At 60.8% G+C, this 12,673-nt stretch carries 11 protein-coding genes; 4 read left to right on the top strand and 7 right to left on the bottom strand.

Annotated elements, in window-relative coordinates:
• The first annotated feature begins 160 nt into the window (after nt 1-160).
• Together CN673_RS18090 and CN673_RS18085 are read left to right on the top strand one after the other, a co-directional pair.
• A complete protein-coding gene (locus CN673_RS18090) occupies nt 161-811 on the top strand; it encodes a ChrR family anti-sigma-E factor (RefSeq protein ID WP_099867825.1) in 651 nt (216 codons plus the stop codon).
• A gap of 45 nt (nt 812-856) precedes the next feature.
• A complete protein-coding gene (locus tag CN673_RS18085; RefSeq protein ID WP_245409982.1) occupies nt 857-1,648 on the top strand; it encodes an SDR family NAD(P)-dependent oxidoreductase in 792 nt (263 codons plus the stop codon).
• On the opposite strand, the gene CN673_RS18080 is transcribed toward CN673_RS18085, so the two are convergent.
• The 7 genes from CN673_RS18080 to erpA form a co-directional block, all read right to left on the bottom strand.
• Nucleotides 1,608-3,008, bottom strand: coding sequence for an MFS transporter (locus CN673_RS18080; RefSeq protein ID WP_198586050.1), 1,401 nt, complete (start codon nt 3,006-3,008; stop codon nt 1,608-1,610). The genes CN673_RS18085 and CN673_RS18080 overlap by 41 nt on opposite strands.
• 53 nt (nt 3,009-3,061) lie before the next feature.
• Nucleotides 3,062-4,318, bottom strand: coding sequence for an SAM-dependent methyltransferase (locus CN673_RS18075; RefSeq protein WP_099867798.1), 1,257 nt, complete (start codon nt 4,316-4,318; stop codon nt 3,062-3,064).
• Nucleotides 4,315-5,238, bottom strand: a complete 924-nt coding sequence (locus tag CN673_RS18070; protein ID WP_099867797.1) for a DUF1365 domain-containing protein — start codon at nt 5,236-5,238, stop codon at nt 4,315-4,317. The genes CN673_RS18075 and CN673_RS18070 overlap by 4 nt, the downstream gene beginning before the upstream one ends.
• A gap of 9 nt (nt 5,239-5,247) precedes the next feature.
• Nucleotides 5,248-6,582 (bottom strand): NAD(P)/FAD-dependent oxidoreductase, encoded by a 1,335-nt coding sequence (locus CN673_RS18065; RefSeq protein WP_099867823.1) that lies wholly within the window; start codon nt 6,580-6,582, stop codon nt 5,248-5,250.
• Nucleotides 6,583-6,611: 29 nt separating this feature from the next.
• Nucleotides 6,612-8,081, bottom strand: coding sequence for a cryptochrome/photolyase family protein (locus CN673_RS18060; protein WP_099867796.1), 1,470 nt, complete (start codon nt 8,079-8,081; stop codon nt 6,612-6,614).
• A 224-nt stretch (nt 8,082-8,305) separates the two neighbouring features.
• On the bottom strand, nt 8,306-9,088 hold the full coding sequence (gene xth / locus CN673_RS18055) for an exodeoxyribonuclease III (RefSeq protein WP_099867822.1): 783 nt from the start codon (nt 9,086-9,088) through the stop codon (nt 8,306-8,308).
• Nucleotides 9,089-9,096: 8 nt separating this feature from the next.
• On the bottom strand, nt 9,097-9,438 hold the full coding sequence (erpA, locus tag CN673_RS18050; RefSeq protein WP_099867821.1) for an iron-sulfur cluster insertion protein ErpA: 342 nt from the start codon (nt 9,436-9,438) through the stop codon (nt 9,097-9,099).
• A gap of 114 nt (nt 9,439-9,552) precedes the next feature.
• On the opposite strand from erpA, the gene CN673_RS18045 reads away from it, so the two are divergent.
• Both CN673_RS18045 and argS read left to right on the top strand, forming a co-directional pair.
• Entirely contained in the window at nt 9,553-10,764 is a 1,212-nt protein-coding gene (locus tag CN673_RS18045; RefSeq protein ID WP_099867795.1) for a deoxyguanosinetriphosphate triphosphohydrolase, read from the top strand.
• 83 nt (nt 10,765-10,847) lie between these two features.
• Entirely contained in the window at nt 10,848-12,617 is a 1,770-nt protein-coding gene (gene argS, locus CN673_RS18040; protein WP_099867794.1) for an arginine--tRNA ligase, read from the top strand.
• Nucleotides 12,618-12,673 lie beyond the last annotated feature (56 nt).

Genomic DNA, 12,673 nt, shown 5'->3' with positions numbered 1-12,673 from the left:
GGAAATGCCGTCCACCAATCCGGTGCCAAGGTATGTTGTGGGCAGCGCGAGTGATCCGATTTGCTGCTTGTGTCGTAAGGCCGGTAGGATCGAATGAAGCGATCAAACGATCGAAATTGCCTGGCGGGGGAAGATGTCAGGCGAAACCGATAGGGCAATCATGGTTCGTGAGCATATTGACACGATTGACGCGTTGATGGCGCGCTATGTGGCCGGTTCGTTGCCGGCACCGGCGCGTGTCCTCGTGAAATCGCATCTGGAAATGCGCCCGGAAGCGCGCGGGTTCGTCAAGGACCTGGAAAGCTTGGCCGGCGAGGCGTTGGAAGCTGTGGAGCCGGAGCCGATCGGTGATCGGGACGGTGCACTGCAAGGCATCTTCTCGTCAAACGATATTGTCTTGCCAATGGCGCCCGAAAAGTCGGCAGAAGACGCAGCGGACCTTCCAGCTGCGCTGCGCGACTTCATCGGATACGGGATCGATGACATTCCATGGCGCACAAAGATGCCTGGCTTCAAGGAATACAACATCGGCGACGTAGACGGGTGCACGGTCAGCATGTTCTGGATCCGGCCCGGACGCGCCATACCCGCGCATACCCACCATGGATGCGAGATCACGCTGGTGCTGCGCGGCGCTTTTTCGGATGGGGTCGGGCGCTACGGCCCAGGCGACATCTCGGTTGCGGACGATGACGTGGATCACCGCCCGGTCGCCGAGAACGCGGGGCCTTGCATCGGGTTTGCTGTCACCGATGCGCCGCTGAGAATGACCGGTTCGTTCCGTCAGCTGATCGGTGACCTGATCGGCTGACCAAGGCTGCCCGCCGCGCCAAGCTGGCCTCTTCAGGAGATGAATATGGGTTATGTGGCCAAGCCTGAGGACGGCGTTGCATGGGTGACCGGCGCGAGCTCCGGGATCGGCAAGGGTCTGGCTCAAGCGTTGGCGCGCGAAGGGTTCACGGTCATCGCGACGGCGCGCGGACAAGACAAACTCGCCGCGCTGGCGGCTGAGGATTTCGGCAAGGGATCGATCGTTGCCATGCCTGGGGACGTCACCGACGCTGCCGACCTGCACCGCATTGTGGAGACAATCGATCGGGACTATGCGCGATTGGCGCTGGCCGTATTCAACGCCGGTGTCTATCTGCCCGTTCATGGGAACGGACTCGACACGACCGATTTTCAGAAAAGCTTCGACGTGAACCTGAATGGTGTCGTCAATGGGCTCGTGCCGGCAGTCGCCTCGATGGCACGCAATGGCAAGGGGCAGATCGCTATCGTCTCGTCGGTCACCGGCTTCGGCGGCTTGCCGACCAGCGCAGCCTATGGAGCGACCAAGGCCGCGCTGACCAATCTCGCCGAAAGCCTCAAATTTGACCTCGACAAGATGAATATCCGGCTGCAGATCGTTCATCCTGGCTTCGTCGACACGCCGGCCACGGAAAAGAATGAATTCGCAATGCCTGCCCTGATGCAGGTTGAGGACGCGGTGGCGCGGCTGGTAGCCGGCCTGAAATCGGACCGCTTCGAAATCATTTTTCCGCGTCGTTTCACGTTCGTGCTGAAGTGCTTGCGGCTGTTGCCTTATCCCGCCTATTTCTGGGCCATCAACCGCGCGACGGGCTGGCGGAATCGGCCGCTCGATTGATCTGCGGATCGGCTTCGATGCTCGATCTCAGCCGTCCATGCTCGGCTTCATCGAGAGGAAAGTTCCACATGATCGCAACGGCGACGAGCTTCAGGGCGATCGGAACCCAGGCATAGAGCAGCGCCAGCGCGAGCAACGCGCTGCCCTCCTGCGACGAAGACTGCGGGTCGAAGCCGAAAAGGGCAAGCGCAGGGAAAATCAACCCGGCACCCACTGCGAGCGACAGCTTCGTGGTCAGGCTCCAGGCTGCAAAATAGATGCCTGAGCGTTGCTCCCCAGACGCCGCCGTATCGACATCCACAACATCCGCCTGGATCGAGGCGGGAAGTGACAGGTCAAATCCGAGGAACAGCCCGGTTGCGACACACATCGCGCCGAATAGATATAGCGCGCCTTCCGGCAGCAGAGGGGCGGCGACGAAAAACGCGCAATTGGTCAACATCGCATAGCACCACGCACGATGCTTTCCGATCCGGTCCGCCAGGCGAAGGGCGAGTGGGACGCCGGCGATACCGGAGAGGAAATAGATGAAGAGCAGGGGGCCTCGCGCCTCGGGCAGCGCGAGACGCTCGGAAACGAAATAGAGGAAAAGAGTGGCCGGAATGCCGTTCGCCAACCCGTTGACGAAATAGGCCGCGATCAACCGCACGAACGGGCGGTTGTCAGCAATGTGTACCAATCCCGCTCTCAACGCGACGCGCTGGCGGGTATGTTCGACCGGTTCCGGAACGAAGATCACGGTTATTGCACCGAACAGCGGAAGGGTCAGCGCGATGGCGATCGCGAGGGCTGCAAGTCCGTGTACGCCTTCGCTGGAGGAAAAGCCGATGGAGAAGGGAAGTGCAATGGCAATGAGCGTGCCGGTGAGAATGAACCCCTCGCGCCATCCGGCCAGGCGCGAGCGTCCGCGATAGGTGGTCGAAAGTTCTGCGCCCCATGCTGTCAGGGGGATAAGCGAGGCCGTATAGCCAAGTGAGAGCGTCATCCCCCAACCGAGCAGATAGAAGGCGCCAGCGTCCTGCGGCGGCCAGAAGAGCATGAACCCGGCGATCGCGGTCAACGGCAGACTGAACGCGAACAGCGCGCGGCGGCGGCCGAACCGGGGCCGAAAATGATCGGCAAACCAACCGACCAGCGGGTCGTTCAGTGCATCGAACATCCGTGTGAGAAGCAGAATGTACCCGACCGTCGCCAGCGAAAGACCAAGGGTTTCGGTGTAGAAGGTCGGCACCAGAACATAGAGCGGCAGCGTAAGCGCCGCGAGCGGGATGCCGGGCAGCGCGTAGGCCGCCAGAACACTCAGCGGCAGCCGGTCGCCGTAGCTTGAGGCGGCAGAGGCGGAGGGAGCGCGGCCCGTCACGGCCCGACCATGCGGCAGCAGATTAAGGTCATGCCCCTCCTACGCAGAACACCTCACGCGTAGACCACCTGCCGGACGTTGATATTCTCGGCACGGAATCCGGCTTCACAGTAGAACAGATAGAATTCCCAAAGGCGCTTGAAGCGCTCGTCGAAGCCGAGGGGGCGGATGGTGTGCCATTTGTCGCGGAACCGTTCACGCCATTCTGCCAGCGTGCGCGCATAATCTGCCGCGAATGCCCGTTGCTCGACGATCGCGAGACCCGCGCGTTCCCCGTGCTCCCTCAAATGATCATGGGTCGGCAGCATTCCGCCGGGAAAGACGTATCGCTGGATGAAATCGGGCTGGCGTCTGTAAATGGGAAAGACGGAATTGGCGATCGTGATCGCCTGGATGCCGGCCCGCCCGCCCTGACGCAGGCATTCACGCAGTTTGCGGAAATAGGTCGGCCAGAACTTCTCCCCGACAGCTTCGAGCATCTCGATGGAAACGATCCTGTCGTAAACGCCGGTTTCATCGCGGTAATCCTGGAACTTGAAGTCGACCCGCTCGCCAAGACCGGCTTTCTGGATACGCTCACGCGCGAAGGCGAGCTGCTCGCGGCTGATCGTCAGGCCAGTGACCTTGCACCCGATCTCGGTCGCGGCAAACTCGGCGAACCCGCCCCAGCCACACCCGATCTCCAACACGTGATCATTGGGGCCGATGCCGGTCGCTTCCGCGAGCGCGCGATATTTCGCCGTCTGTGCCGACTGCAGATCGTTCGCCCCGGTCTCATAGAGCGCGGACGAATACGTCATGGTGGGGTCGAGCCATTGCGAATAGAACGCGTTGCCGAGGTCGTAATGGGCCGAGATGTTCTTCTTCGACTGGCTTTTGGTATTGATGTTGAGGAAATAGCGGATCTTTTCCAGCAGATAGAACAGACCCTTGCCGCCGGTCGCATATTTGTCGCCAAGGTCCATGTTGACGATGAAGAGCTGAAGGAAGCCGGTAACATCCGGACTGTCCCAGTCGCCGTCCACATAGGATTCGGCCACGCCGATGGTTCCCCGGACGAAGGCACGCTGAGGCAGCTTCCAATTGTGGAGAATGAGGCTGGCATCGGGGCCGGACTGCTTGCCGTCCACACGGAACACCCGTCCGTCGGGGAGCCTGAAGGTCAGGCGCCCATAGGTCATGTTGATCAACGCCGTCAGCGTCAGCTTCGCGCGTCGGGGCAGGCCCTGAATCAGCGACCCGATATTGTCCGCCGTCAGGGATTTTGCATTGGAGAGGGAAGTATTCCAGTCGATCGCATCTGTCCTCATGCCGTTCTCTTGCAATGCTTGCCGGCGCGGCCGTCTCGCGGGCGGTCCGGATCGTTGATATCGGGCGCCGCGTCCTCGAAGCTCACCTTCGCGGGAGGGGCTGAGCGCGGAATGTAGCGCGCACCCTTGAACCACAGCCGAAGAGCCTCGAAGTGAATGCCCACGATAATCTTCCACGTCTGAAAGGGTATGCGCAACAAGCAATTGGCAAGGGTCCTGCTTGTCATTTCGAGGCGTCGGCCGGAATAGGTGGCCGAGAGCAGCGGGCCGTCGCGGTCGGTTTCGAGGATTCGCCAGTGCATGGTTTCACCGGGTGGACGCATGCGGAAATGGTAGCGCATTTCCATGCCGATGAACGGCGACACATGGAACAGTTTGGCGCGCTCCTGCCGAATCCCTGCATCGCTCGACTGGCCTGGCTCGACCGGGCACACGTAAGTGTGGCGTTCTCCGAAGGTGTTGCGCACCTCGTAGATCAAGGCGACGACACTCCCTTCGGCATCGAACGCGTAATACACCGAGAGCGGGTTGAAGACCTGCCCGAAGACACGCGGGTAGCAGGCGAGCAGGACGCGGGCCGGGCGTTCGGCGAGACCGGCGCGGGCCAGGAGACCGTCGACATAGGCCCTGAGCGTCGGAGTGTCGCCATCGATATGGTCGCGCGTGTGGAAGGAAACGAAATTGATACGGTCGACTGAAAACAGCCAGGTCCCTTTTCCCGCTTCGTTCAATTGGTCGAGATCGATCAGGATGTTGAAGACGCGGTAGTTGAAACGATGTGACATCGGCTTCAGCCGGGCATGCATGACCGTTCCGGTGTAGATCGATACTGCCTGCCGCTGCGACGCTTCGCGGGGTGCGGGAGCGGCCACGACAGGGGAGGCTGGCGTCGATCTTCCAAGGTTCGCACGAGCGGTCATGATGCTATTCTATTCGGCTGCAGCCATGAATGCAGCCTGCGCGTCGCCGTCCTGACGCCACGGGATGACGCCGCCGAGCATTTCGGCAGCGGCCAGCCCCGACGTCAATCCGTCTTCATGGAAGCCGTAACCCGTCCATGCGCCGGCAAAGAAGGTTCCGTTCCGGCCCTGGATCTGCCGCAGCCGCAACTGCGCCTGGCATGACTCGGTCCCGAATTGCGGATGCTCATAGGAATACTCGCCAAAGACCGTTCCTGATTCCGGCTCCCGGTCCGGATTGAGGGTGACGAAGAGGGGGTGGCGCCGGTCGATGCCCTGAAGCCGGTTCATCCAGTACGAAACTGCGACATCACCTTCGCCGTCGCCCCTGCTGGAGCGCAGATAGTTCCACGATGACCAGACCTGCTTGCGCTTCGGCATGAGTTTGGGGTCACGATGCAGGATCACGCGATTGGGTCGATAGGGGATGGCGCCGAGGATCGATTGCTCAGTCTCATTCGCATCATCGAGCATGGCCAGCGCCTGATTGGAATGGGCCGCGATCACGACCCGGTCGTAAATGCTCTCATGTCCCGAGGCATCGAGGATATGAACCTTTCCCTCAGCCCGCCGGATCGAGCGCACGGCGCAGTTCAGCCGGATGCGGCCGGAGAGCGGCGCCAATAGTGCATCGAGATAGGTCCGCGCACCGCCGGTGACCGTGCGCCACGGCAATTGCTTGCGGTAGACGAGGCGATGGTTGTCGAAGAAGGCGACGAAACGCTCTGCCGGAAAATCCAGCATTCGGTTGGTGGGTGACGACCAGATCGCCGCGGCCATCGGGATGAGATAATTGTTGGTGAATCCCGGCGAGAAGCGACGCCAGTTGAGATAGTCGCCGATCGACATATTGCTGAGATGCCCCTCGGCGCGGTCGACCAGGCATAGTTTGTTGAAGCGCAGGATTTCGCGAAGCATCAGCAGGAAAGTCGGTCGGAACATGTTGCGCTTCTGCGCAAAAAGGGTCCGCAGACCGTCGCCGCTCCATTCGAGCCGGCCCTGGTCGAGCGACAGCGAGAAGCTCATATTGCTCTCGTGGGTGGCGACCCCCAAATGTGCGAACAGGGCCGTCAGGTTGGGATAATTCACCTCGTTATAGACGATGAACCCGGTGTCGACCGGGATCCGGACCCCGTCATAATCTACGTCCACAGTTGCCGTGTGCCCGCCGGGGCGGGCTTCTTTCTCGAAAAGGGTGACGTCGTGGACAGGATTGAGCGCCCATGCCGCCGATGCCCCGGAAATGCCGGAACCGATGACTGCGACCTTCAATCGTCGTCCCGACCCGACGTCCCCTGCTTCCATCGAAAGGCCCTTGGGCGGCGTGTGCAGTGTCATGCGTCATCCTTGATCTTGTCGTAGGCGGTAAGTGCCCGTTGGCGTGCGGTCTGGTGGTCGACGATCGGTTTCGGGTAGGTCTCGCCGAGCTTGATCCCGGCCGCGTCCAGGATGTCGTCTGCCGCATCCCACGGCTTGTGGATGAACCGGTTTCCCAGCTTCTCCAACTCCGGAACGAACTGACGGACGTAGTCTCCCTGCGGATCGAACTTCTCGCCCTGGATGACCGGATTGAAGATGCGGAAATAGGGCGCCGCGTCGGCGCCGGAGCCGGCGACCCACTGCCACTGCGCCGCGTTCGACGCGGGGTCGGCGTCAACGAGCGTATCCCAGAACCAGCGCTCGCCTTCACGCCAGTGCAAGAGCAGATGCTTGGTCAAGAAAGACGCGCAGACCATCCGCACGCGATTGTGCATCCAACCGGTTTGCCAAAGCTGGCGCATGCCCGCATCGACGATCGGATAGCCCGTACGACCTGCCTTCCAGGCGTTAAACGCGGTCTTGTTCGATGACCATGGAAAGTCGTCGAACCGGCTGTTGAAATTGCGTGTCGCCAGTTTCGGATTGTGGACGAGAAGATGGTAGGCGAATTCTCGCCAGCCGACCTCCTTGCGAAAGGTGGTGCGCGCATTGTTGCCGACGGTCTTCGGCCGCCGTTTGGTGGCTTCCCAGATCTGGTACGGCGTGATCTCGCCAAAGGCGAGGTGAGGTGAAAGCCGGGATGTGCCTTCGCGATCGGGAAAGTCCCGCGCATCGTCGTAGTCCACGAACGGTCCTTCGATGAAGTCGTCCAGACGCTCATGCGCACCCGCCTCGCCAGGGCTCCATTCGGCAAGGATGGATTTCGACCAGTCGGGTCGTCGGGGAAGCAGCGCCCAATCGGACAGGTCGTCGGATTTGATCGATTTTGCTTTCCTCTTCGCCTTTTCGGGCGGATCGAGCGGCGCGCGCGGCTCGCCAAGCCGCTCCAAGGCGCGCCAGAAGGGAGTATAGACCCGATAGGGCTCATCCTTCCCCGTCGTGACGGCGCCCGGTTCGTGCAGCAATTGGCCGTCAAACTGGCGAACCGCGATTCCCCGTTTGCCGAGATCGTCCACCATGGCGTCGTCGATCTTGATCAGGGAGGGTTCATAAATCCGGTTCCAGAAGACATGCCGCGCGCCGAGCGCCTCAATGGCGTCGGAGATAGCGCATTGCATGTTTCCGCGCTTCAGGACGAGTTGGACGTCCAATTTTCTCAGAGCGCCGGCTAGCGCTTCCAGCGAGTGGTGCAGCCAGACACGCTGAGCGGCGCCCATGGGCCGCTCGCCGGCTTCATCATCGAGCACGAAAAGCGCGGTGACCGACCCGCCGGCGCCGATTGCTTCGCTCAGCGCAAGATTGTCGGCGACGCGCAAGTCCCTTCGAAACCAGACGAGTGTCGACGTCGTCTCAGCCTCTTCCGCATCATGATGATCAGACGCCATGGCCCCATCTGCATATTCAGTTGTCGCGGAGACGTCCGCGCCCGAAGCTGCTGGCGCAACTCGTCATCTGTTACGGCCTTACGACCGGAATAGATCAAAGGTTTCAGAACCAAACGCGATTCATGCGGGCATGCCGATGTTGGCTGGTCCCCAAGCAAGGTGCCGGCACACGTTGCGCAGAATGCCTCGATCCTGCCGACGACGATGAGACGACCGCAGTGCGGTCAAAGTGCCAGCTGCACTGCCGCGGGGACGTGATCGGACGGCTTTTCCCAACTGCGCACGTGCGTCTCCACGGACGCGGTCGAAAGTCGATCGGCGGCTTCAGGTGATAGCAGAAGATGATCGATCCGGATGCCGTTGTTCTTCTGCCAGGCACCGCCCTGATAGTCCCAGAAGGTGTAGATGTCCGGCATATCGCTGACCGCGCGGATCGCGTCCGTCATGCCTATATGTTCCAGCAGTCGGTAAGCGCGGCGCGATTCGGGCTGAAACAACGCATCGTTCAGCCACACGGAAGGGTCACGGCAATCAAAGGGCTCGGGAATGACGTTGAAGTCGCCTGCCAGGATCAGCGGTTCTTCCAGAGCAAGCCGCTCCGTCGTCCACTCGCGCAGCCGTTCCATCCATTCCAGCTTGTAGGGGAATTTCGGCGTATCGACCGGATTGCCGTTCGGCAGGTAGAGGCAGGCGACACGAAGCGCGCCGTCTGCCGTCGAGAACACGGCTTCCATGAACCGCGCCTGCTCGTCCTCGTCATTGCCCGGCAGGCCGCGGTGGACTTCGTCGGGAGAAACTTTCGAGAGGATCGCAACACCGTTGAAGCCCTTCTGGCCATGCGTCTCGACATGGTAGCCCAGAGCCTCCAGCGTCTGGCGCGGAAAGCCATCGTCCTGGCACTTGATTTCCTGCAGGCAGACGATGTCCGGATCGCTCTCTCGCAGCCAGGCAACAAGATTGTCGATCCGGGCGCGCACGCCATTGATGTTCCAGGTGACAATCTTCATGAGGGCAATCAGATGGAGAAACTTGTGCCGCATCCGCAGGATGCGATGGCATTCGGGTTCTTGATCTGGAACGACTGACCCATCAGATCATCGACAAAATCAATCTCCGAGCCTTCCATGTAGACGATGGATATCGGATCGATGAGAACACGGGCCGAATCGCGCTCCAGAACGATGTCGTCGTCTTCCTTGTCGCCAACGAGATCGAACTTGTAGGAGAACCCCGAACAACCGCCGCCTTCGACGGAGACGCGAAGGGCAGACTTGCTGTCATCCTTGGCGAGAATCGCCGCGACACGTCTTGCCGCGGCTTCGGACAGAGTGATCTTGTGCTGATCGGTTTGGGTCATGGCATGCTCCAGGCCTTGCCATCGCAGGTGGCAAGTCGCATTCGAGTGTTGCTCCATAGGTATGAAGTGGCGCCGGGATGGTCAATGGCGCAAGCCCACGGGAGAGTGAACGGAATGCTGGATGAAACGCAGCTCGGCTTCGGGCTTGCACAACGTGCTCCCTATGCCAGCGATCCCTGGAAGGGCCGCGGGCGGCTGATCCGCGAGGAGGCGAGCCGCACACGCTCCGATTTTCAGCGCGACCGCGACCGCATCATTCACTCCACCGCTTTTCGTCGCTTGAAACACAAGACGCAGGTCTTTGTTGCCCACGAAGGCGATCACTATCGAACGCGGCTGACCCACACGATCGAGGTCGCTCAGATCGCCCGGGGGCTGGCGCGGGCCTTGAAGCTGGATGAAGACCTTGCTGAAGGTGTAGCGCTTGTCCACGATTTCGGCCACACGCCGTTCGGGCACACCGGTGAGGAAGCACTCGATCAATGCCTCGGCGATTTCGGCGGATTCGACCACAACGCACAGTCGCTGCGTGTCGTTACCCGGCTCGAGCGGCGCTATGGCGCCTTCGACGGATTGAACCTGACATGGGAAACGCTGGAGGGCCTTGTAAAGCACAACGGTCCGCTGATCGGCGCCCGTGCCGCCAAAGACGAGCGCGTGCCGCAACCGGTCCTCGATTACTGCCGACTCCAGGACCTTGAACTGGATACCTTTGCGAGCCTCGAGGCACAGGCCGCTGCGATCGCCGACGACATCGCCTATAACACCCACGATATCGACGACGGGTTGCGGGCCGGGTTACTCAGCCTGGAGATGCTGGAAGACGTTCCGTTCCTGCGCGAAATGTTGGGCACCGTCAGGCAGCGATTCCCCGAACTCGACCCGGAGCGCACGGCGCATGAGATCATGCGTCGACAGATCACGCTGATGGTCGAAGACGTCATTTCCACGGCGCAACAGCGCCTTGCGGAGGATGGTCCGCAATCGGTCGATGCCGTGCGCGCAGGGGAACGACCGATTGCCGTCTTCTCGGCGGCGATGTCCGAGGCGGACCGATCGATCAAGGCATTTCTCTATGAAAACCTCTATCGTCATCCAAGCGTGATGGTCGTGCGCGAACAGGCATCCCGGATCGTGCGTGATCTGTTCGACGCGTTCATGCAAGACCCTACCGCGATGAAGGGGCACTTCTGGCAACAGGGCGCGGACGACGACGATCCGGGCAGGAAAGCGCGGCACGTGGCGGACTATCTTGCCGGAATGACGGACACCTATGCGCTTTCCGTGCACCGCCAGTTGTTTGACCACACGCCCGATTTGCGATAGCGCAAACGCGATTTTCAAAGCCTTTCAACCCCGCTTCACGGTGGTTGCCGACCTCTCGGCCGAAGGCGCACGGATGGAAGCGGATGAACCTTTTCAGTGATTTCGAGCAGCGCATCAGGAATGCGATGCAAACAATTGATGTTATTAACTCCCAGGACGATCTGCCATTGGATCGCGTGACGGTCGAGCCACCGCGCGATCCTTCACACGGCGACATCGCGACCAATGCGGCGATGGTGCTGGCAAAGCCGCTGCGCCAAAATCCGCGCGCATTGGCAGACCTGATCGGCGACGCATTGAAGCAGGATCCCGACATCGCGCAACTCACCGTTGCCGGACCTGGTTTCATCAATATCCGCCTGTCGCCCGCCTACTGGCAGAAGGTTCTCGCATCGGCGATCGCCGCGGGCGAGGATTTCGGCCGCAGCCTCGTCGGGAGCGGGCACACGATCAACGTCGAATACGTGTCGGCCAATCCGACAGGACCGATGCATGTCGGCCATTGCAGGGGGGCCGTGGTCGGGGACGCGCTTGCCAATCTCCTGGCATATGCGGGCTACGACGTGACCAAGGAGTACTACATCAACGACGCTGGCGCCCAGATCGACGTGCTGGCGCGATCGGTGTTCCTGCGTTATCGCCAGGCACTGGGCGAAACGATCGAGGCGATCCCGTCAGGGCTTTATCCGGGTGAATATCTGGTGCCGGTCGGGGAAGCCCTTCGCGATGAGTTCGGCGATTCCCTGCGGCAGATGCCGGAAGAAGAATGGCTGCCGATCGTCAGGGACCGTGCCATCGCCGCGATGATGGCGATGATCCGGGAAGACCTTGCCGCGCTCAATGTGGAGCATGACGTGTTCTTCTCGGAGCGCTCCCTGCATGCCGAGAATGGCGCACCGATCCTGTCCGCGATCAACGACCTGACGTTCAAGGGTCATGTCTACAAGGGTAGCCTTCCGCCCCCGAAAGGCCAGGTTCCGGAAGACTGGGAAGACCGGGAACAGACATTGTTTCGTTCGACCGCCGTTGGCGACGACCTTGACCGACCATTGGTCAAGTCGGATGGCAGCTTCACCTATTTTGCGGCTGACGTTGCGTATTTTCGCGACAAATACGCCCGCGGATATGGGGAGATGATCTATATCCTCGGCGCGGACCACGGCGGTTATGTCAAGCGGCTCGAGGCCCTGGCGCGTGCCGTGTCCGGCGGTAAGGCCAAGTTGACGGTGCTCTTGTGCCAGTTGGTCAAGCTATACCGCGGCGGTGAACCTGTCCGCATGTCGAAGCGCTCCGGTGATTTCGTCACGCTGCGCGAGGTGGTCGACGAGGTTGGGCGCGACCCGGTCCGGTTCATGATGCTCTACAGGAAAAGTTCCGAGCCGCTCGATTTCGACTTCGCCAAGGTGACGGAGCAGTCCAAGGACAATCCCGTCTTCTATGTCCAGTATGCCCATGCGCGCTGCCACAGCGTTTTCCGGCAAGCGGGCGAAGCGTTTCCGGATCTTGCGATCGAGGGACTGGATATCGGGTCAGTCGACTTCCGCTCTGCGATGAGCGAGATCACCGATCCGAGCGAGCTGCAACTGATCGCCAAGCTTGCGGAATATCCGCGTGTGGTCGAAAGCGCCGCGCTCAGCCATGAGCCGCATCGCGTCGCGTTTTATCTCTACGACCTCGCAAGTGCCTTCCATTCTCACTGGAACAAGGGCAAGGACCAGCCGGACTTACGCTTTATTAATGTTAACAATCGAGACTTGAGCATCGCCAGACTGGGTCTGGTGCGAGCCGTCGCCTCAGTGTTGAAGTCTGGATTGACTTTGACGGGCACGGACGCACCGCAAGAGATGCGCTAGCAGCCACCTTTTACCCACAATAATCTGGCAGAAGAGGCTGGATTAGCGTGCGAGTG

The organism is Neopararhizobium haloflavum (assembly GCF_002750855.1).
Taxonomy (GTDB): domain Bacteria; phylum Pseudomonadota; class Alphaproteobacteria; order Rhizobiales; family Rhizobiaceae; genus Georhizobium; species Georhizobium haloflavum.
Note: the sequence above shows the minus strand (reverse complement) of the source record. Positions and strands in the feature narration are given on the sequence as shown.